Here is a 20577-nt window from a genome sequence, read left to right as displayed (position 1 = left end):
TACAGCCCCACGAGCAGGCGGTTCAGAACAGCATCCGGTTCCGTCGGAGCAGGAGCCAGATCACTACCGGGGCACCTACTACCGAGGTGATCGCATTGATGGGCAGGACGTAGGAGGAATAAGGCATCTGGGCCACCGTATCGCAAATGAGCATCAGGATGGCCCCGTAGAGCAGTACCCCGGGCATGAGCTGCCGGTGGTCGGAAGTCCCAAGCAGCTGCCGGGTCAGGTGGGGTACGGCCAGGCCGACAAAGGCAATGGGCCCCGCAAAAGCCGTAATCCCGCCGGCCAGCAGGCCCGTGGCCAATAGGATGCCCAGGCGCAACCGGCGGATCGGTATGCCGAGGCTCTGGGCATATGCCTCGCCCAGCAACAGGGCATTGAGGCCTTTTAGCATCCCGATGGAAATACCGGTGCCGATGGCAAATACCAGGGCGAGGACACCCAGCTGTCCCCAGCCCAGGTTGCCCACGCTGCCGTAGGACCAGAATATATATTGTTGCAGGCGTTCCGCCTGGGCGAACGAAGACAATACCGTCACCACAGCCGCGGTGATACTGCCAAACATCAAACCGACGATCAGCAGGGCCATGGCATCCTTCAAACGGGTGGCAACCGCCACCACGGTTAGCAGCACCAACAGGCTGCCCATACTGCTTGCAATGGCCAGGGACAGGTCGGAAACTGCCCAGGCCGCAGCCACGGGCCCCAGCAGGGAGGCCCCCATGATCAGCAGGGCAGCCCCCAGGCTGGCACCCGAACTGATGCCCAATACAAAGGGCCCCGCCAACGGGTTCCTGAAAAGCGTTTGCATCAGCAGGCCGCAGAGGGCCAGTCCGCTCCCGGTAATTATTGCCGTGAGCGCTTTGGGCAATCGGTATTCGCGAAGGATATACCCCCAGCTCGTTTCGCCCAATGGGCCGCCTGCCATCCAGCGAAAAATATCGCCCAGGGGAATGTCCACAGAGCCCAGGCTCAGATTGACGAGGAATACCACTGCCAGGATCAGGGCGAGCAGCAGGAACCGACCGGGCTGGTGGAATGGACGTCTCAAGGGGCCAGGGGTTTGAAGAATACGGGTTCGTACCCGTGCAGCAACCCCGGGTGGAGGTGGTGGATCAGGTCTTTGAGTACCCAGTCGGGACGGTTTGGCCCGATTTCGAAATACAAAAGCCCCCCGCCGGAACCCCGATTGGAGGCATACCCGAAAATACGCCGTTCCCGGAAGGCGCGAAATTGCTCGTAATGGGGATTGTCGGAGGCCATTTCCGAATAGGAAGTATACTGGGAGGGCGAGATCCAGAATTCGGCATCCACGCCTTTTTCAAGAACAGCTTCCAGGCTGAGGGAAAGGCTGCCGCTGCCCGGGGTATCCGCATACAGGTATTCTGCATGGGCATCCTCGAGGAAGGCCGCAGCCCAGCTTTCACCCCCCGGCAGGTACCAGACATCCCGGTAGAGTGCCCCACTGAGGACCGTTGGCCGGGTGGAGGCCTTTGCAGCCAGCTCCCGGGCCTCCTGGTAGGCGGCCTCCACCTCTTCGAAATACTGCTGAGCCTCCGGCAGGGACCCCAGGAGCAACCCGAAGAATTTGATCCATTCGGCCTTTCCCAACGGGTTGGTCTCCATCCAGTCGCCGTTGTAGATTACCGGGATCCCCGCCTCCCGGACGCCCCGATAGGAACCTGGGGCATCCGAGATACCAAAGCCCACGACGACCTCCGGGGCCGCCTCCAGGACCAATTCGGTGTTGAGTTGTTCATTCGCCCCGAGTTCCCGCACCGCTCCCGCATCGATACGCTGCCGCACTTCCGGGGAGGAGATGTAATCCAGGCCCGGGAACCCCACCAGGGATTCTGTAGCCCGCAAAGCCACCAGGGAAGGGACATGGGTTGTGGAGGTCAGGACCAGGCGCTCCACGGGGACAGGGATAATAGCGTCAAAGGTATCGGCAGGGAGCGTGATGGCGGCCAGTTTCCCACGGGGCACCAGGGCGTATTTGTACTCCCGGGACGCTTCCGGCCAGGGATCGCTCACGGTCAGGTAGGTGACGCCAGACGCATCCGTATGAGCGGCAAAGCCTTTTGCGTAATCGATTTCAACGGGGTTGTCAACAGCTGCTTCCGGCAGGGGAGCGGCTTTCTCAGGCCGTTCCCTGCAGGCGGTTGTCAGGAGGATCAGGATGAGCAAGGCAGATGTTCGGGCCACGGGTCATTTTTGGTTTGATCAAAAGTAGCCTGAAAATACCGCCTGTCAAAGTTTGCGGTAAATGTGTATCTTGCGGCCGGATACCGGTTCCCGTATCGCCCCACCAGGGGATGCGGGATTAAAAGGGAATCCGGTGAAAGGCCGGAGCTGTTCCCGCAACTGTATGCTCAGTCCCCTTAGGGGGATGCCCGCTGCCATCTTCATTAGACCACTGTCTGTTTTTCGGACGGGAAGGCAGGCAGCCGGGACGCAAGCCAGGAGACCTGCCGTTTTCCGCATTCATTGTTAAACTTTCGGGATAAAAGTTTAGGTAGCTATTCTACGGAAAACCTTTCCCGTGTCTTAAAACGAAAAAGACATGCACAAACCATGGCAGGCCCTGGGCGTTGCCGCTTATCTGGCGGCATGCGTCCCTCTTATGGGCCAAACGGATTCCACCCGTATTGAAAAACTCGACGAAGTGGTCGTATCGGACACGCGCTTTCCGCTGCGCTGGGAACAAAGCGGAAAAACCGTCATCCGGCTGAGCCGGCGGGAACTCGCATCCTACCGGGGGGCGACTATGGCGGAGATCCTGAATGCGCAAACCGGGATTGAAATATCGGGCAGCAGGGGCCGTCCCGGGGAGGTCCTGGGAGTTTTTGCCCGCGGCGGCCGGGGTCGGCAGGTACTCGTCCTGATTGACGGGGTCCGGGTAACGGACCCCTCCTCGGCATCCCAGGAATACGATTTGCGGTTCGTCCAGGCCGAAGAGGTGGAGTCCGTGGAGATACTGAAAGGGGCAGCCAGCACACTTTACGGCACCAATGCGGCAACGGCCGTGATTAACATCCGCACCCGAAAGGCACCCAAATCCCCCCTCGCACTCCGGGTGGGCAGTCTCCTGGGGACCCACCGGGCCCCCGAAGACCCTGAAGGACAATTTGGCCAGTACCAGCAGTATGCGCGATTGGGAGGGACCTCGGGACGGCTCAATTACCAGGCGGGCATTACGCACGCCCGGGCTACGGGGCTGTCTTCCCTGCGATCCGGTACTGAAACGGACCCCTTCCGAAACCTCTCGCTGAGTGCCCGGCTGGGATACCGACCCTGGGACCATACCAGGGTGCAACTCACGGCAAACCGGACGCAATTGCGGACGGCCTATGATGACGCCTTTAACGGGGCAGATGCAGACTTTTTGTTCCTCTCGGAGCAAACCCGGGTTTCCCTGAATGCCACCAGGGAATTTTCAAAAGGAACGCTGGAGGCCCGCGCGGGCTATTCGGAGTTCGATTCGGACAACCGCAGCGACTTCCCGACGACCTTTCGGGGAAGCAATTGGTTCGGGGAGGTCCTGTACAAGCATCGCCTGAACCGCAGCCTGTCTGTTTTGGGGGGTATCATGGCATCCGAAGACCGGGCGGGGACCGAAGATGTGGAATCCTTTCGGTTTATCGACCCCTTCGTAAACCTGGTATGGGCATCCGCTTCCGGATGGAACCTGAATGCCGGAACCCGGGTCAATTTCCATTCGCAATACGGCTCCCAGTGGGTCTACCAGTTGAATCCCTCTTATGCGCTCACCCTTGGGGAACACACCTTTAAGGCCCTGGCCACCTGGTCCACGGCCTATATTACGCCCACCCTGAACCAGCTCTATGGCACCTTCGGGGCCAACCCGGAACTCGAACCCGAGACCGACCGGACCCTGGAAGCGGGCCTGGCGTGGCAGTTCGGGAATCGGATGCGCCTGTCCGTGCTGTACTTTGACCGGGAAGAAGAGCAGGCGGTTATCTATGACGGCGCCGGGATGCAATACAGGAACAGCCCGGACCCCGTGGAGGTAAACGGGGTGGAATTTGAGGCCACCTGGTTTGCGGCGGATGGCTGGCAGGTCCGGGCGGGCTACACCTATACGGACCGGCAGGGGGATGCTGCGATCCGGATACCGGCCCATAAATTCCAGTTTCGCCTGAATGGGGAGATTTCCAGCCGATGGAGGGGCTCCCTGTACTACCGGTACACCGGGACACGGACGGATACGGATTTCAGTACGTTTACCAACCGGGAACTGGACGCATTTTCCCTGGTAGGCGGGCAGGTTGGATACAGCTTCCTCCGTGGGAAACTGGATGCCTATCTCCGGGCGGACAACTTGTTGAATACCGAATTTACGGAGGTAATTGGCTACCAAACCCCGGGCCGGACGATTTACCTTGGCTGGTCCCTGCAACTGGATTAGGTCCCTGCAACTGGAATAGGGCCCTGCAACTGGAATAGGGCCCGGCATCGGCCCGGAACGAAAACGCCCCCGGCCGGGGGCGTTTTTGATTGCTCATTAGGAAAAGGGATGTTGCGCACGGCCTTCCGGCCTGCACCGGCAGTGGGGCTTATTGTTGGGGCATGCGTTCCAGCAGGCTCGGCGGCAGTTGGATGTCCTTGTCCAGCACCATATTGTTCCGCATGGGCGTGAACATCCCGTTATGGGTAAAGGCCTCAATAGGACGCTCGGGCTGCCAGCTCCTTTTGGCCGATACGCCGGTGATTTCCTGTATGGCGCGGGCCAGCAGGGGCTCGTCGTCATCCCCGAGGACGCCCATGTTCCCGAGGTCTTCCCGGAGTTCAATTTCCGGGGCAAAACCGGCCGTATAATCGGAGAAACCGACGGCGTTCTCATTCCGTCCAACCAGGGGCTGGATGGCCCAGTTATTTTCCGGGTCAATCTGGTTTTCACGGCTGGCACTGTAGATAAACGGTGCACCGGGTCGTCCCGGGTCGTCCACCATGGTTAGCGAAAATTCGTTTTTCCCGGTGGTGGTTGTCCCGATCTGGATGACCTCTATATAGGGGTCCAGGCCGTTGATTACCAGTTCGCTGGCCGAAGCAGTACTGCCGGTGGTAAGGATATAGACGCGCTGGAGGTTCAGCGTATTGATAACCGACCCGGCCCCGGTCTGGGTGGCGAAATAATCGTCCAGGGCATTCGGGTCGTCCCTGGTAAAGGCTTCCTGAATTTTGTCATTCCAGCGTTGCCTGAGGTATAAATCGTTCGGATTCCGGCCGTAAATCATACTCGACAGCAGGCGGGACGAATTGACGGACCCCCCGCTGTTATAGCGCAAATCGAGGACCAGGTCGGTAACCCCGTCGGCCACCAGGCTCCCAAAGGCATCGTTCAGGTCTTCGTCGTATTCATTGGTAAAGCCGTTATACATCAGGTATCCGATTCTATCGGCCCCGATCTCAAAGGACTTGACGATATACACCGGGTTCTCGGCGAGCCCTTCTTCCTTGGTCAGGGTCACTTCCTTGCCGTTGACAACCGGGTCCCCCCCATTGTAGTCGGCCATCATCAGCGTATAGGTGGCGTTTTCCCCGAACAGGAGGTCCGCGTAATTGCCGCCGTTGAGCATCGTCCCATCCACGCCCACGAAGATCTCCCCCCGTCCGATATCCGCCGTGGCGGCATTCGAGCCGTTGACCACATAGCGGACCACGCCGAAAATCGGATCCGTATCGTCCAGTTGGCTGTTTCCGTTTGCGTCGTCGTAAATCAGCCCGAACTCCAGCCCGTTGCTCCGGGAAATTCCCGCCAGGTTCTGGGTAAGTTCCGTGTAGTCGTCACTGTAAAAACTGAAGCGGTCCTCCACAAACCGCAGGCGGTTTTCAAAAAATGCGGTTGGGCTATCTTCCGAATCGAGGAATTCGCTGTATTCCGCATCCGTGCCAAACCGGTCATCTGCCAGGTCTGCCACGTCTCCCTGCCAGAAATACCAGAGGTTCATGGCCTGCCACATAAAATCCTGCACATTCGTATCGCCAACGGGCTGCGGGTCCGGTCCGGGATTGGCATCGTCATCCTTGCTGCAGGAGAGCATCAACAGACCCACCAGCAGATATACTAGCTTCTTCATATTCAATTTTTTTATTGTTTGGGGCAAAGACCGTTCCAAAATTCCGGCCCTATATTTGCAAAAATACTGATAAATAGCGTTTTACTGACCCTGTATCAGCGGTTTACAGCGTTAAAAATAGACACGCCCCCCTGAATAAAAAACTTTTTGTAACAAAATTCGTCCACTTTCGTCTTCCTGATGTAAAGCAACGTTAAATTGACAACGACAACCATCGACCGACCCAAAATGACACAGGCTGAGTTCTTGCAGATCGTAATGCCTTTTAAGGATAAACTGTACCGCGTAGCTAAGCGGTTGCTGATTTCCTCCGAAGAGGCCGAGGACGCCACCCAGGAAATCCTGATGAAACTCTGGGCGGGAAAGAAGAAAATGGGCCGGTATAAAAATGTCGAGGCTTTCGCCATGACAATGACCAAGAATTTTTGCCTCGACCGGTTAAAGTCCAAACAATCCGGCAACCTGAAGCTGGTGCACAGCAATTACGCGGACAATGGGCATTCTTCCCTGCAACAGCAGGTGGAGGCCCGGGACAGTGTGGGCTGGGTGGAGCGGATTATGGACGAATTGCCGGAACAACAGCGGCTCATCCTCCAGTTGCGGGACGTGGAGTCCTACGAATACGAGGAAATTGAAAAACTGATGGATATGAAGCCAACCGCCGTTCGCGTGGCCCTTTCCAGGGCGCGGAAGGCCGTTCGCGATAAATTAATAGAAAAGCATCGTTATGGAATTGGATAAAAAAATAGAATCGATACTGGAAAAGTATTTCGAGGCCACCGCTACGGAGGCCGAGGAACAGCAACTCCGGGATTATTTTTCGGCAGGGGACATTGCGCCCGGCCTGGAACAATACGCCCCGATGTTCCAATACTTTTCCGAGGCCAAAAATCAACGGTCTACCCGGCAGGTACCACTAACAGCCAGAAGAAACACGTTTCGGTGGCTATCCGTTGCCGCAGTAGCCGTCCTGATGATGGGCCTGTATTTCGGGAATCAGTACCGGGAACAGCAAAAAGCGGAGTACGCCTACCAGCAGACCCGCAAGGCGCTGGGGCTGATTGCCCAGAACCTCGATCGGGGTACGGAAAAAGTAGCCCACCTGAGCGAATTTGAAGAAACCAAACAAAAAATTTACAAAAACAATTAAATCCAAAAACAATGAAAAAGTATGTAATAATTGCCCTGATGCTCATTGCGCCCCTGGCCGCTTCCTCCCAGTCGATTTTTGACAAGTACGAGGAAATGGACGAGGTGAGCTCCGTGATCGTCAACAAGAACATGTTTGAACTCCTGATCAAGATGGACGTGGACGTGGATGACCCGGAGGCGAAGGAGTTTATGGACATCGCCAAGAGCCTGAACGGCGTGAAGGTCTTTATCACTGAAGACAGCGGGGTATCTGCGGACATGAAAGCCACCGTGGACCGCTACCTGAAGTCTGCCTCCCTGAGCGAGCTGATGCGGGTGAAGGACAAGGATGCCAATGTGAAGTTCTATATCCGCGAGGGAAAGGACAGCGATCATGTGAGCGAATTGCTGATGTTCGTAACCGGCATCAAGAACATGGACCTCGAGGTGAATGACCGGCAGATCGAAACGGTGCTGCTGACCCTTACCGGCGATATCGACCTGACCAAGATCGGTGCGCTGACCCGGAAGATGAACCTTCCCGAGGAACTCAACAAGGCCGAGAAAAAATCGAATAAATAACATCAGACAGGCAGGACCCGGGCGGCGATCCACCGCCCGGGGACCCTGTTATAACCCCAACGGGATGAAACGTAAAATTACATTTGGCTCACTGCTGGCGGGACTTGCGTCCCTCTTGCTGTTTATGGGTTGCTCCGGCACCCAGAGCCTGCAGGAATACTATGTGGACAATTCGGAAAACCCGAATTTCCTGGTGCTCGATGTCCCGGCCAATATCCTGAAACTCGACGAAGCCGCGCTGAGTGAAACGGAGAAACAGGCTCTCAGATCCCTGCGGAAACTCAATATCCTGACCTTTCGAAAAACGGATGCGAACGCCCAGTCCTATGAGGAGGAAAGCGCCAAGGTTAAAGCGATCCTGAAGGATTCCGAGTTCAAGGAACTGATGAAGCTCAACACCAAGTACGGACGTGGGGTGGTCAAATACCTGGGCGACGAGGATGCCATCGACGAGGTGGTGATCTACGGCGACAGCAGGGAAAACGGGTTTGCGGTAATCCGCGTGCTCGGGAAGAATATGAACCCGGCCTACTTCGTCCAACTGCTCCAGGCTATCGAAAATGCCGACCTGGAAGGGGAGGGGCTTTCGGAACTCGCTTTCCTGATCAATGGCTGATCCGGGCAGTTCCCACCGCAGCAACTCCGTTTATTGAAAAGAAACCCGCATTGCGGTATCGATCCCGTTCCCCGGAACGGGATTTTTTATACCCCGGTGTAATTTTCCGGGCGGATGGCCCGAAGTTCCTTTTTCACCCCTTCGGACACCTCCAGGGTGTCGATGAATTCGGACATGGTTTCGGCCGTAATGGCCTGATTCGTGCGCGTTAGGCCCTTGAGGGCTTCGTAGGGGTTCGGGTATCCTTCCCGTCTCAGGATGGTTTGGATTGCCTCGGCCACCACTGCCCAGTTGGCCTCCAGGTCCGCCGCAATACGCGGGGCGTTTAACAGGAGTTTGCCCAGGCCTTTCAGCGTGGCCCGGAAAGCGATGAGCGTATGGGCCAGGGGTACGCCGATATTCCGGAGAACCGTACTGTCGGTCAGGTCCCGTTGCAGCCGGGAAACCGGCAACTTGCCAGCCAGGTGCTCAAACAGGGCGTTTGCAATACCCAGGTTCCCCTCGCTGTTCTCAAAATCGATGGGGTTGACCTTATGCGGCATGGCGGAGGAACCCACTTCCCCTTTTTTGATCTGCTGTTTGAAGTAATCCATGGAGATGTAGCTCCAAAAATCCCGGTCCAGGTCTATCAGAATCGTGTTGATGCGCTTCAGCCCGTCGAACAGGGCGGCCATATGGTCGTAGTGTTCAATCTGGGTGGTCGGGAAGGAGTAGTGCAGCCCGAGGCGGTCCTGGACAAATTTCCTTCCAAACGCCTTCCAGTCAATATCCGGGTAGGCGACATGGTGCGCGTTGAAGTTGCCGGTAGCCCCGCCGAATTTGGCGGCGCAGGGCACGTCGTTCAACAGGTTGAATTGTTCCCGGAGGCGGACGGCGTAGACCTCGATTTCCTTGCCGAGTCGGGTTGGCGAAGCCGGTTGCCCGTGGGTCCGGGCCAGCATGGATACATCCCGCCACTGCCCGGCCAGTTCGCCGATTTTTTCGCGCACCTCCTCTAGGGCGGGTACATAGACCTCGTTGACCGCTTCCTGCAGGGAAAGCGGGATGGCCGTATTGTTTATATCCTGGGAGGTAAGGCCAAAATGGATAAATTCCTTGTAGTCGGACAGTCCCAGTTCATCGAATCGCTCCTTGATAAAATATTCCACGGCTTTCACGTCGTGGTTGGTGGTCTTTTCGATTTCTTTTACAGCACGGGCATCTGCGCGGTCGAACTCCCGATACAGCTTTCGCAAATCCCCGAAGACTTCCGGCTTCACGTCCCGGAGCTGCGGGAGCGGCAGTTCGCACAGGGCGATAAAATATTCGATTTCTATGCGGACACGGTAACGGATCAGGGCGGCTTCTGAAAAATAGTCCTCGAGGGAGTTTATTTTATCCCGGTACCGACCGTCGACGGGAGAGATAGCGTATAGTGGATCGTGGGCCATAGGGCTGTTTGCGTTGGAAAGGGCAAAGATACTGATTACTGCGATTTCTCAAGCAGTTTCAGGACGTGGCGGGCACGCGCCTGATAGGCAGCGCTTCCCTTTGCGTAATTCAACTTCAGGACTTCCCGCAATTCCGGCCGGATCCACGGGAATTCCTCCCCCAGCAGGTAGAGCGTCTGCATGCAATAGGCCTTGGGAGCTACCTTGTGCGGTCCGATCAACCAGTCAAAACACACCTCGGCCATCCGCTCCCGGTGACGGCTCTCCAGGGGGGGCTTTGCCCCTTTGCCGGGCTTGTAGTAACTCCCGGCGAGTAATTCACAGATTTTGGCCATGGGCCGGATGGAAGACTCTTCCTGCAGGCGCGACAGCCCGTCAATGAATACCCCCAAATACGGGAATAACCGGGCCGGGTCTTTTTTAAAGACGAATTCCAGTACCCAGCAGGCCCGGCTGCCAATAGCATCGTGCCGGTTCAGGCAGATAGCGATTAAATCCGGGAGCCAATGGGGGGTACCCAGGATTTCTGCCGCCATGGCGAGGCGCTTCTTCCGGGTGGCATCCACATAGTCCAAACGCTGGAGTAGTTGGTTGTTTAATTCCAATGACGTATTTTGGGTTGGTTAAATCGCCACTATGAAATTAGGAAAAAAAATTGCCTGGGCACTGCTCATTGTGTTTGTCGGCATGCAGTTCTTCCAGCCGGACAAAAATGAAGATACTTCAGACCACCTGGCCACCTTCCTCAGCGAAACCAATCCGCCCGACCAGGTGGAGCACCTCCTGAAAACGAGCTGTTTCGATTGCCACAGCAACCATACGGTCTATCCCTGGTACAACCGCGTAGCGCCGGTCTCCTATTGGCTGGCCGACCACATTGACCACGGCAAGGGGCACCTGAATTTCTCGGAGTGGGATACCTATGATGCCGGGGAGAAAGACCACAAGCTCGAAGAGGTTGTGGAAACCGTGGAATCCGGCGAAATGCCGTTGCGGGAATATACCTGGACCCATGCCGAGGCCCGGCTGACGGAGTCTCAGCGCAACGCCATCCTGGAATGGGCGCGGCTTAGCCGGAGTCGCCTGGCCGTAAACGGTTCGCCAAAATAGGCAGCCCCACCGAAGCGCGCTCCCGGATTATTTCCAGGTTCCCGTGTTCCCCCGGCGCCATCTGCGGATCCGGGTCCACAAAATACAGCGGGACTCCCTCTTTTTTATAATGGACCAGCCCGGCTGCCGGATACACCTGCATGGAGGTGCCTACGATGATCAAAACATCGGCCTGGGCGGTTACCTCAGCCGCCCGTTGCAACATGGGCACTTCCTCGCCAAACCAGACAATGTGGGGCCGCAATTGGAATCCGTCCGGGCAGGTATCCCCCAGCACGATGTCTTCGAACCAGGGGAATACGCGTGCATTCGGCCCGGTACTCCGCGCCTTGAGGAGTTCCCCGTGTAAGTGCAGTACGCGGCTGCTGCCGGCACGTTCGTGCAAGTCGTCTACATTCTGGGTGACGATGGTGGTGTGGTAGTGTTGCTCCATTTTCGCCAACGCCAAATGCCCCTTGTTGGGGGCCACTTCCGATAGCTGACGGCGGCGCTGGTTGTAGAAATCCAGGACGCGCCGGGGGTCCTGGCGGAATCCTTCGGGAGTGGCTACCTGCTCTACCGGGTGACCTTCCCAAAGCCCGCCTGCATCCCGGAATGTCCGTATCCCGCTGTCGGCGCTCATCCCGGCCCCGCTGAGAACCACCAGGCGCTTCATGGCAAAGGGGTTTTGTCCGGGGACCCGGACAATCTACTTGCATTCCGCATACATGCATTCCGATACCCTTCCGTCCGGGTAATCCGGGCGAACGGTATCGGGCCTAATTGAAAAATCTGTAATTTCATCGGGTTGGTAAATCGCATTACAAACGAAATATACGCATGGATTTTGGCCTGCTGGAATATTTGGAGGAATTTCTAACTGAACAGCGGCGCAATCGTTTCCTCGAAGTTCTCGCAAACCGGACGCGATATATCACCGTGGCGCTGCAGGACGTCTATCAACTGCACAATGCGAGCGCAGTGATCCGCTCCTGCGATATTTTCGGCATCCAGGATGCCCACCTGATTGAGGAACGGTTTGGCAACCGCCTGGATAAGAATATCGCAATGGGGGCCCAGCGATGGGTGGACATCCATCGTTACAAATCCACGGATGCGTGCGTCCATGCCCTCCGGGAAAAGGGGTACCGGATTGTGGCGACCAGTCCGCACCAGGGGAGCGTCTCCCCGGAGGCACTCCCGCTGGACACCCCGGTGGCCGTATTTTTCGGCACGGAAAAGGAAGGCCTGAGCGAAGGTCTCATCCGGCAGGCGGATGCCGCAATCCAGATTCCCATGGTGGGGTTTACAGAAAGCCTGAATGTCTCCGTAGCGGCTGCCATCGTCCTGCGGGAACTGGGAACCCGCCTGCGTAAATCCGAATTGCCCTGGCGCCTTACCGAAGCGGAAATCCTGGAGAAACGACTGGACTGGGCTCAGAAAACAATTAAGTCTGCCCCGGAGATCATCGCCCATTACCGGAGAACTCACTGATTTTTCGTATATTACAATACACAAACCTGCCCGGTGGCACTGCTATCCGGGCTTTTCCAACTAAACCTGCCTAATGATGACTTTTATCTATATCCTGGCAGCCATCCTGGTGCTGCTTATTATCCTGTACCTTATTGCCCCTGCCCGATACGATGTATCCAGGAACATTCTGATCAACCGCCCCCCGGCTGTAGTTTTTGAGTATTTAAAGTATCTGAAAAACCAGGATGAATGGTCGCCCTGGGCGAAACGGGACCCGGATATGAAGAAGGAGTACCGGGGTACGGACGGCACCGTGGGCTTTGTGAGTTCCTGGGAGGGGAACAAGGAAGTGGGGGCCGGGGAGCAGGAAATCACACGCATCCAGGAAGGTTCCCGAATCGAGAGCGAGTTGCGGTTTTTGAAGCCCTGGAAATCCACCTCGGATGCCTACATTGAAGTGGAGCCTGCCGCAGGGGACGCTACCCGGGTCCGCTGGGGTTTTTCCGGGCAGAACGGATTCCCCATGCGGTTGATGATGCTGGTGATGAGCATGGATAAAATGGTGGGCAAGGATTTTGAGGAGGGGCTGGCCTCCCTGAAAACGCGGCTCGAAAGCAAGGAGTGAATTAAAACAACCTAAAAATGGAACAGAATTTTGTAGGCTGGTTCGAGATCCCTGTCAGGGATATGGACCGGGCCAAAAAGTTTTACGAATCGGTCCTCGATATCGAGATTCAGCTAAACGACATGCACGACCTCAAGATGGGGTGGTTCCCGTTTGCACCCGAGAAGCCGGGCGCTTCGGGATCCCTGGTGTACCACAAGGATTTCTACGAGCCAAGCGATTCCAAGGGAGTAATGATTTACCTTTCCTGCGGGGATGTGGCGGTAACCCTGGATAAAATTACCAAAGCCGGAGGCAAGGTCCTCCAGGAGAAAAAACAAATCTCGCCGGACCACGGGTACATGGGGCTGTTTATCGATTCGGAAGGAAACCGGATGGCGCTGCATTCCCGCCAATAGGTCAATAGGCTGTACGGGCTTTTGGCTGTCTCGCCGTTAATCCGCCAGTTCCAGCAGGGCGATGGGGTAGGGCGTATCGAGCTCCACCCGGCCGCCGCTAACCGTGGCTTCGCTGCCCGAATAGGCATCCCTCAGGACGGTGCCGTCCCCGAAAAACCCACGTACATAGAGCGATTTTGGCCCTTCGGGTAAATCCAGGCCAACGGCCACCTTATCCCGATAGTCGCCGTCCGTATAGGTGCGGCTGAATACATACGGCTGGCTGGCAAGCCGTTTGTGCCTGCCGGCCCCGATAGCCGGATGGTGGTTCCGGAATTGGCCAAGTTTCTGCCAATGGGCCAGGATCTCCTGTTTCTCCGGGAGGCTGTCCAGTTCTTCCCAGTTCATGAACGAACGCAGCGTGGCGTCGCCTACGGTGCCTTCCACCACCAACCCCCGGGCGCTTTCGTCCCCGTAGTAAACCTGTGAGGCGCCAGGGGTGAGCAGCAGGATATTGGCGGAGCGGAAAGGTTTGGACCGGTCCGGGTCAAAGGGGCTGCCATCGTCGTGCGAACTCAGGTAATTGACGATTCCCAGTCCGTTGAGGTCGTCGTGGAGGAGGGTGCTGTATTTTTCGAAGATCCGGTCATAGGATTGCCCGGCGTCCGATTTTAGTTCAAAATTGATCAGGCTTTTAAAGCCGTGGTCAAAGTAATCCACCGTCCGGTCGCCAAAATCGTAGTCGCGGCCTGAGGAAGCCCCATAGCCGTACACTTCCCCAACCATATAAAACGGGGTGTCATCCAGGACCTTCCCGGGATGTTTGCGCTTCCAGCTCTGGAATGCGTAGGCGGCTTCCCGGTACAATTCCGACCAGGCGTCTTCATTGACGTGTTTGGCCGTATCTACGCGGAAACCGTCGATGCCCAGGTCGTTGACATAGTCGGTCAGCCATTTGATGATGTAGTACCGCGGTGCCCTGGGGTAGCCCGTGCGGTCAAAGAACACCTGCAATTCGTCCAATTCCTCGCTCAGCCGGCCTTCCGCCTTCCACTTGGCCAGGAGCGCATCCGGCAGCACGACGGCTTCCGACGATTCCGTTCGGATATCCGGCAGGTTCTCCACCAGGGTACAGGCGGTGGTTCCCTGGTAATCCTCAAAATTGCAGGTGGGGTCCAGACGTACCCAGGACTCCGGCCAGGCCGGATCCTCCCCGGTAACCGGACCCGTGTGGTTCAGGACCACGTCCATCAGTATGCGGATCCCTTTGGCGTGGGCAGCTGCCACCAGTTCTGCCAGTTCGTCCCGGGTACCGAAATTCGGATCCAGGGCCGTCCAGTCCTTCGCCCAGTACCCGTGGTAGGCATATGTGTTGCCCGTCCCTTCGTCCGTGTCCCCGTGCACCTGCTCCACTACGGGGGTAAACCAGATGGCATTGATGCCCAGGTCGGTAAAATATCCGTCTTTTATTTTCTCGGTAATGCCGGCCAGGTCGCCACCCATAAACCCGCGGAGGGGCCCGGTGGGGTTGACGCGATCAAAATTCAGGTCGTTTTCCGGATTCCCGTTGCGGAACCGGTCGGTGAGCAGGAAGTAGATGTTCGCTGCCTCCCAGAGGAAGGGGACGCTGTCCCGGCCCTGATCTGCCACTTGCTCCGTTGCCGGTAACTGCGCTGTTTTTGGTTCGGGTTTACAGCTGTAAATACTAACCGATAGCGCCAGAATCAGCAGGAGTCTATGCATGGTTTCAGGATTTTTCCTAAAGCTAAAAAATGGAGGGGGATAATTAAAATTTATTTTTGGCGGTTGAGCACCTTGTACTCTTCGTAACAACTGCTCAGGGCGTCCAGGATCTGCAGGTCATTTGCCGTGCGGATAAACGAACTGGAATAGTTGCAATTGGTGAGTATATCCTCGATATCCACCTTCTGCAGCTGCAGGAGTTCGGTCAGGGTTTCCCGGTCGAACTTCGAGGCCAGCAGGTCCCGGATCCGATCGTCTTCCTTGATTTGCCTGAGCTTGCGCATCTGGCGCGGGTGCCTGCCAAAGAGGTTGCGGAGCAAGTCTGCCGGGTTCATGATGGCCCCCAGGACCTTGGTAACCGCACTCGGGCTTTTGCTCCCGGACTCATAGCTCACGGGCAGGCCGGAGATGCTGTACTGGTAGGCCGTATTGATGGGCAGGTTTTTAACGTCTATCTCCAGGTAGCCCGTAAGCTGGTAGGGCTGTACGATGACTTCTTCCAGGGCATAGGCGAGCTCGGTCAGGGCGATGTCGGTATCCTCGAACTTAAACATGTCGTTGGTTACCCGGATCTTTTGCGACTTAAACCCCAGATAGGAAAAGTAGAGCGTGTCGTTGACGGCTGCCCGGATGGCGAATTCCCCCTGTCGGTCCGTAATGGTCCCGACCACCTGGTTCAAATTGATGACGTGAACGCTCTCCAGGGGCTGATCGGTCTGCGCGTTGATCACGCGGGCCTTAAAAATGCCGGCTGCCGATGTATCCTGGGCGCTTGCCGGAAGGGTAACTGCCAGGAGCAGGAATAAAAGCAGGGGGTTCTTCATGGGGATGCGGGACAATGGGCTGCTAAGAAAACAAAAAAAATGGCTGTTTCCCAATTTTTAGCGTGGCCTTAACTAATAGAAGCCGGCGCGTTTCCCGCCTTTCTTGGCCCCCTTTTTCTTCTTGCCCCCCGCGGGCTTTCCTTTTTTGGGATACCCCCCTTTTTTGGAGTACCCGCCTTTTCCCTGGCCTCCGCCTTTGTAGGACTTCTTGCCGCCTTTGCGGAATTTCTTGCCGCCTTTCCTGTTCGATCCCCCGTCCTGAGGGCTGGAAGAAATTTCCACACGGACTTCCCGCCCCTCGTAGGTGACTCCCTGAATCGATTCCATCACGAGTGGGGCCATGGAAGAATCGGTGTTGAAGAAGGAGAAACTGTCCTTGGTCTCCACCTTGTAGATGTCGTCACGGCCGAGTCCGGTTGCCGCTTTAAGCAGGTCCTTGAGCTGCATCCAGTCCAGGCCGTCCATTTCGCCGATATTGATAAAAAACCGCGTGGTCCCGGAATCCCGGGCCGATTCGGCAGCCCCTGCGGCCGGGTTCAGGTCGCGCGTCTTGCTGTAGAAGTCATAGAACCGGCTGAATTCCACCGAGATCATCTTCCGGATCAGCGTATCCCGGTCCATGCCCTTAAAGACATCTTCAATGGCCGGGAGGTACGCCTCGATAGAGGGATTGACCTCCACAGACCGGATTTTGTTGGCCAGGTGATAGAGCTGGATTTCGCAAATCTCCATTCCGTCGGGCAGCTTTTTCTGCTCAAATGGCCGTCCAATTATTTTTTCGATGGCGCGGATCCGCCGTTGTTCCGAGCGCGTCAGAATCACCATGGACACCCCGGATTTTCCCGCGCGGCCCGTACGCCCGCTGCGGTGGGTGTAGGTCTCTGTTTCGTCGGGCAGCTGGTAATGGATCACATGGGTGACATCGTCCACATCGATGCCCCGGGCGGCTACATCGGTAGCTACCAGTAATTGCAGTTGCCGCTTGCGGAAGGCATTCATCACCAGGTCGCGCTGTTGTTGGCTTAGGTCGCCGTGGAGGGCGCCGGCGTTATACCCGTCTTCGATCAATTTTTCCGCCACCTTTTGGGTGTCGCGTTTTGTTCGGCAGAAAATTACGGAAAACAGGCCGGGATTTGCGTCGGCCAGGCGCCTGAGGGCCGGGTAACGGTCCCTGCCCGCAACGGTGTAGTATTCGTGCTGGACGCTGGCAATGGCCTCGTTTCGGGTTCCGACGGTTACCTCTGCAGGCTGGTGCATAAAGTCCCGGGCTATCCGGGCGACGGCGTTCGGCATGGTGGCCGAAAACAACCAGGTCGATTTGTCTTTAGGTGCATGGGAGAGGATATCCACCAGGTCTTCGTAAAAACCCATGTTCAGCATTTCATCGGCCTCGTCCAGGACACAGTAGCCAATGGAAGATATATCCGCCAGCTTCCGGCTGATCATGTCTTTCATCCGCCCCGGCGTGGCCACGATGATCTGACCGCCGTTTTTAAGTGCCTTGGCCTGTTGCTGGATGGACGCGCCTCCGTATACGGCCACAATGGAGAGCCCCTTGATGAATTTGGCATAGGCCTGTAATTCCGAGGTAATCTGCAGGCAGAGTTCCCGGGTAGGGGCCAGGATGAGCGCCTGGCTCTTCCGGCTGGCGGAATCCGTTTTTTCCAGAAGTGGCAAGCCGAAGGCGGCAGTTTTTCCCGTACCGGTCTGGGCAAGGGCAACCAGGTCGGTTTCCGGGCCGAGTAGCAGCGGGATGGTTTCGAGCTGAACGCCCGTAGGTTGTACAAATCCGAGGGCGTCGACGGCCTCCACAAGTGGCTGGCTGAGCCCCAGGTCTTTAAATGATGTCATAGGATGGTATTGCTGTTCAATCGTTGCGAACAGTGGCGGCGATACGCATAGGATGTGCCGCATGAACCCGGGAGACCCGGCGGTTGAAATTCGGCCGCAAAGATATTTCGAATTTTCGACATATGTGCCGCAATTTATCTTTTTCTGCCTCAGATGTTTGCGTCCCGGGCCCGGATGGACCGGGATCTGCCGCCAGGCTCAGACCCGGGTGCGGAGGAAGGCATCCAGGGCGCGGAATGCCTTTCCGCGGTGGCTGATGCTGTTTTTTTCGTCCGTGGTAAATTCGGCAAAACTCCGCGGGCTACCCTCCGGCTGGAATACCGGGTCATAGCCGAAACCACCCGTCCCCCTGGGGGCTTTGAGCAATTCCCCGTTGACCACGCCTTCAAAATAGTGGAATTGTCCGCCCAGGCAAAGGGCGATCACCGTGCGGAATCGGGCCCGCCGATCCTCCTTCCCTTCCATCGCTGCCAGCAATTTGCGCATATTGGCCTCCGGGTCGGCTGCAGGGCCTGCGTACCGCGCCGAATATACGCCGGGGGCCCCGCCCAGGGCGGCTACCTCCAGGCCGGTATCATCGGCAATACAATCCATGCGGAAATTGTCTGAAACATATCGGGCCTTGAGGCCTGCATTGCCTTCCAGGGTGGGCTCGGTCTCGGGGATTTCACTTGTACAGCCAATGGCGTCCAGGGAAAGGAGGGAAATGCCTTCCGGCAGCATTTTCCGAACCTCCCGGAGTTTGCCGGGGTTTCGAGTTGCAAATACCAGTTTCACAGATATTGGATCATTTGTTCCTGGGACGGTTTCAAAAATACTATTTTTAGGCTTCTGCCCGCATTATGAAAACACTTGAATTACGCCTTCCGCCCGCCCTGGTTTTTTTGGCCTTTGCCGGCGCCATGTACCTGCTGGCCGCCTGGCTGCCTGCAGGGGAATTTGATTTTTTCGGCCGGCGCTGGCTGATCTATGCACTGGGAGGTGCCGGGATTGTCATCCTGGCCGTCGCTATCCTGCAATTCGTCTTCAGCCGGACCACCACGGACCCGATGCATCCGCAGAAGGTCAACCGGCTGGTCACCTCGGGGATTTACAACTATACCCGGAACCCGATGTACCTGGCCATGCTTTTGTTTTTGCTCGCTTGGGGGCTGCAACTGGGCAACGCCTTCAACACGCTGCTCGCGGCCGGGTTTGTCGCGTATATGAACCGCTTTCAGATTCTCCCGGAGGAGCGGGTCTTGCTGGATCGCTTTGGGGCGCCCTACAGGCAGTATTGCAAATTGGTCCGCAGGTGGTTCTAACTATTATCTTTAATGCTTATAATACAAAATATTAGCTTTTTAAATAATAAATGATTATATTAGCTGAAAAACTAATAAAATGATTGCCGTTCTCACAGGAGACATCATCAATTCCGCCCAAACACCGGTTCCCGAATGGCTGCCTGCACTTAAATCGCTGATGGGGGAGTGGGGGGAAAGCCCGCAGGATTGGGAAATATACCGGGGGGACGAATTGCAGCTGCGCCTGCCCCCGGGCAAAGCCCTCCGGGCTGCAGTTTGGCTGAAAGCCCTCATGCGGTCGCGGGAGGACATGGATATCCGGCTGGCCATAGGAATCGGGACGGAAACTTTTCGGGGCCGGCGGGTCAGCGAGTCGAATGGGGAAGCTTACCGGCGATCCGGGCGGGCTTTTGAAAATCTGAAGAAGGATAAAACGCGCCTGAAGGTTTCAGGAGGCGTCCCGGATGCCGACAAAAGCCTCAACCTGATGCTCCGGCTCGCATTGCAGTTCATGGACAGCTGGACCCGGGTCTCTGCCGAAACTGTCAGCCTGGCCCTGGCCTATCCGGAAGCGAGCCAGGAGACGCTGGCAGAACGGCTCGAAATCCGCCAGTCGGCGGTGAGTCAGCGACAGACCCGGGCCCGCCTCGACCTGGTAAGGGAGTTGCTGGGTTACTACCAGGATGATTACCTAAAACAGATCGGATGCTTATTGTAAAATTATTGCTCGCCCACATGCTTGGCGACTTCCTCCTGCAACCCGGCAGGGCGCTCCGCCACAAGCAGGCCCGCAAGGCCGGCTCCTGGTTTTTCTACCTCCACGGTCTGGTGCATTTTTCCCTGACCCTGCTCCTGGTATGGGACTTGCGGTTCTGGCAGGAGGCCCTGGTCATCGCGGCCTCCCACCTGGTCATCGACGCCGTCAAACTCTACACTGCACACTGGTACCGAAGAGACAGCATCCCATTCTTCCTGGACCAGTTGGCCCATGTACTGGTCCTCCTGGTCGTGGCAACCTATCCGGATACCACAGGGGAGTTGGCGCAACTGGCAGCGGGGCTCAACTGGCCTGTCCTTACCGGTTTGTTCTTTGTGACCTTTCCGGCGGCCTTCCTCACCGCCAAACTCCTCGAGGGGCTGGGCCAGCAGATCCCCATGGACCACAAATCCCTCCCGCGCGCCGGCATGTATATCGGGATTTTGGAAAGGCTGTTTGTCTTTGCGTTTATCCTGTTGGGTCGTTGGGAAGCCATCGGGTTGCTCATAGCGGCCAAATCTGTATTCCGCTTCAACGACCTGAAGGAGTTCAACAACCGCCGTTGGACGGAATATATCCTGATCGGGACGCTTTTGAGTTTTGGCATGGCCATCCTGGCCGGCCTGTGGGTTCTCCCCTCCCTGCAGGGTTAAAGAATATAACATCCCGGGGCGGCTTTGTAGCGC

22 protein-coding genes and 1 riboswitch are annotated in these 20577 nt (G+C 56.8%); of the genes, 12 read left to right on the top strand and 10 right to left on the bottom strand.

Going from position 1 to position 20577, the window contains the following annotated elements; genetic code table 11:
• Nucleotides 1-22: 22 nt before the first annotated feature.
• Together RB2501_RS12685 and RB2501_RS12680 are read right to left on the bottom strand one after the other, a co-directional pair.
• Entirely contained in the window at nt 23-1054 is a 1032-nt protein-coding gene (locus RB2501_RS12685) for an iron ABC transporter permease (protein WP_015755241.1), read from the bottom strand.
• Nucleotides 1051-2208: an ABC transporter substrate-binding protein gene (locus RB2501_RS12680; RefSeq protein WP_015755240.1), complete on the bottom strand. Its 1158-nt coding sequence runs from the start codon at nt 2206-2208 to the stop codon at nt 1051-1053. Before RB2501_RS12680 ends, RB2501_RS12685 begins: the two co-directional genes overlap by 4 nt.
• Before the next feature lie 67 nt (nt 2209-2275).
• A riboswitch (cobalamin riboswitch) is annotated at nt 2276-2493 on the top strand.
• A 73-nt stretch (nt 2494-2566) separates the two neighbouring features.
• On the opposite strand from RB2501_RS12680, the gene RB2501_RS12675 reads away from it, so the two are divergent.
• A complete protein-coding gene (locus RB2501_RS12675) occupies nt 2567-4432 on the top strand; it encodes a TonB-dependent receptor plug domain-containing protein (protein WP_041327247.1) in 1866 nt (621 codons plus the stop codon).
• 148 nt (nt 4433-4580) lie between these two features.
• Here the strand turns inward: RB2501_RS12675 and RB2501_RS12670 are convergent, their stop codons facing one another.
• Nucleotides 4581-6104, bottom strand: coding sequence for a S41 family peptidase (locus tag RB2501_RS12670; protein ID WP_015755238.1), 1524 nt, complete (start codon nt 6102-6104; stop codon nt 4581-4583).
• A 228-nt stretch (nt 6105-6332) separates the two neighbouring features.
• Here RB2501_RS12670 and RB2501_RS12665 point away from each other — a divergent pair, with 228 nt between their 5' ends.
• From RB2501_RS12665 to RB2501_RS12650, 4 genes are all read left to right on the top strand, one after another.
• Nucleotides 6333-6845 (top strand): RNA polymerase sigma factor, encoded by a 513-nt coding sequence (locus tag RB2501_RS12665; protein WP_015755236.1) that lies wholly within the window; start codon nt 6333-6335, stop codon nt 6843-6845.
• Complete coding sequence (locus RB2501_RS12660) at nt 6832-7254, top strand: hypothetical protein (RefSeq protein ID WP_015755235.1); 423 nt, start codon at nt 6832-6834, stop codon at nt 7252-7254. The genes RB2501_RS12665 and RB2501_RS12660 overlap by 14 nt, the downstream gene beginning before the upstream one ends.
• 11 nt (nt 7255-7265) lie before the next feature.
• Complete coding sequence (locus RB2501_RS12655; protein WP_015755234.1) at nt 7266-7817, top strand: DUF4252 domain-containing protein; 552 nt, start codon at nt 7266-7268, stop codon at nt 7815-7817.
• Between the two features lie 64 nt (nt 7818-7881).
• Nucleotides 7882-8433, top strand: a complete 552-nt coding sequence (locus RB2501_RS12650; RefSeq protein WP_041327245.1) for a DUF4252 domain-containing protein — start codon at nt 7882-7884, stop codon at nt 8431-8433.
• 86 nt (nt 8434-8519) lie between these two features.
• Here the strand turns inward: RB2501_RS12650 and purB are convergent, their stop codons facing one another.
• Both purB and RB2501_RS12640 read right to left on the bottom strand, forming a co-directional pair.
• Complete coding sequence (purB, locus tag RB2501_RS12645; RefSeq protein WP_015755232.1) at nt 8520-9863, bottom strand: adenylosuccinate lyase; 1344 nt, start codon at nt 9861-9863, stop codon at nt 8520-8522.
• 35 nt (nt 9864-9898) lie between these two features.
• Nucleotides 9899-10468 (bottom strand): hypothetical protein, encoded by a 570-nt coding sequence (locus tag RB2501_RS12640; protein ID WP_015755231.1) that lies wholly within the window; start codon nt 10466-10468, stop codon nt 9899-9901.
• Nucleotides 10469-10499: 31 nt separating this feature from the next.
• Between RB2501_RS12640 and RB2501_RS12635 the strand changes: the two genes are divergently transcribed.
• On the top strand, nt 10500-10973 hold the full coding sequence (locus tag RB2501_RS12635) for a heme-binding domain-containing protein (RefSeq protein WP_015755230.1): 474 nt from the start codon (nt 10500-10502) through the stop codon (nt 10971-10973).
• Here RB2501_RS12635 and RB2501_RS12630 read toward each other — a convergent pair.
• Nucleotides 10933-11628, bottom strand: coding sequence for an SIR2 family NAD-dependent protein deacylase (locus tag RB2501_RS12630; protein WP_015755229.1), 696 nt, complete (start codon nt 11626-11628; stop codon nt 10933-10935). The genes RB2501_RS12635 and RB2501_RS12630 overlap by 41 nt on opposite strands.
• 164 nt (nt 11629-11792) lie before the next feature.
• Between RB2501_RS12630 and RB2501_RS12625 the strand changes: the two genes are divergently transcribed.
• The 3 genes from RB2501_RS12625 to RB2501_RS12615 all read left to right on the top strand — a co-directional run bounded on the left by RB2501_RS12625 (nt 11793) and on the right by RB2501_RS12615 (nt 13451).
• Nucleotides 11793-12446, top strand: coding sequence for a TrmH family RNA methyltransferase (locus tag RB2501_RS12625; RefSeq protein WP_015755228.1), 654 nt, complete (start codon nt 11793-11795; stop codon nt 12444-12446).
• 76 nt (nt 12447-12522) lie between these two features.
• On the top strand, nt 12523-13053 hold the full coding sequence (locus RB2501_RS12620) for an SRPBCC family protein (protein WP_015755227.1): 531 nt from the start codon (nt 12523-12525) through the stop codon (nt 13051-13053).
• 17 nt (nt 13054-13070) lie between these two features.
• Nucleotides 13071-13451 (top strand): VOC family protein, encoded by a 381-nt coding sequence (locus tag RB2501_RS12615; protein WP_015755226.1) that lies wholly within the window; start codon nt 13071-13073, stop codon nt 13449-13451.
• 36 nt (nt 13452-13487) lie between these two features.
• Here RB2501_RS12615 and RB2501_RS12610 read toward each other — a convergent pair whose 3' ends face one another.
• The 4 genes from RB2501_RS12610 to rdgB all read right to left on the bottom strand — a co-directional run bounded on the left by RB2501_RS12610 (nt 13488) and on the right by rdgB (nt 18625).
• Complete coding sequence (locus tag RB2501_RS12610; protein ID WP_015755225.1) at nt 13488-15173, bottom strand: alpha-amylase family glycosyl hydrolase; 1686 nt, start codon at nt 15171-15173, stop codon at nt 13488-13490.
• Nucleotides 15174-15223: 50 nt separating this feature from the next.
• Nucleotides 15224-15997: a carboxypeptidase-like regulatory domain-containing protein gene (locus RB2501_RS12605; protein ID WP_015755224.1), complete on the bottom strand. Its 774-nt coding sequence runs from the start codon at nt 15995-15997 to the stop codon at nt 15224-15226.
• Between the two features lie 72 nt (nt 15998-16069).
• Nucleotides 16070-17848, bottom strand: coding sequence for a DEAD/DEAH box helicase (locus RB2501_RS12600; RefSeq protein WP_041327244.1), 1779 nt, complete (start codon nt 17846-17848; stop codon nt 16070-16072).
• A 198-nt stretch (nt 17849-18046) separates the two neighbouring features.
• The gene (gene rdgB / locus RB2501_RS12595; protein ID WP_015755222.1) at nt 18047-18625 is read right to left on the bottom strand and encodes an RdgB/HAM1 family non-canonical purine NTP pyrophosphatase; all 579 of its coding nucleotides are present in this window, start codon (nt 18623-18625) and stop codon (nt 18047-18049) included.
• A 65-nt stretch (nt 18626-18690) separates the two neighbouring features.
• Here rdgB and RB2501_RS12590 point away from each other — a divergent pair, with 65 nt between their 5' ends.
• The 3 genes from RB2501_RS12590 to RB2501_RS12580 all read left to right on the top strand — a co-directional run bounded on the left by RB2501_RS12590 (nt 18691) and on the right by RB2501_RS12580 (nt 20544).
• Nucleotides 18691-19152 carry a methyltransferase family protein gene (locus RB2501_RS12590; RefSeq protein ID WP_015755221.1) on the top strand — a complete coding sequence of 154 codons (462 nt, stop codon included), beginning with the start codon at nt 18691-18693 and terminating at the stop codon, nt 19150-19152.
• Nucleotides 19153-19231: 79 nt separating this feature from the next.
• Nucleotides 19232-19852 carry a hypothetical protein gene (locus RB2501_RS12585; protein ID WP_015755220.1) on the top strand — a complete coding sequence of 207 codons (621 nt, stop codon included), beginning with the start codon at nt 19232-19234 and terminating at the stop codon, nt 19850-19852.
• A complete protein-coding gene (locus tag RB2501_RS12580; protein WP_083760726.1) occupies nt 19840-20544 on the top strand; it encodes a DUF3307 domain-containing protein in 705 nt (234 codons plus the stop codon). Before RB2501_RS12585 ends, RB2501_RS12580 begins: the two co-directional genes overlap by 13 nt.
• The last annotated feature ends 33 nt before the right edge of the window (nt 20545-20577 follow it).

Origin of the sequence: Robiginitalea biformata HTCC2501 (assembly GCF_000024125.1) — a bacterium.
GTDB lineage: Bacteria > Bacteroidota > Bacteroidia > Flavobacteriales > Flavobacteriaceae > Robiginitalea > Robiginitalea biformata.
Note: the sequence above shows the minus strand (reverse complement) of the source record. Positions and strands in the feature narration are given on the sequence as shown.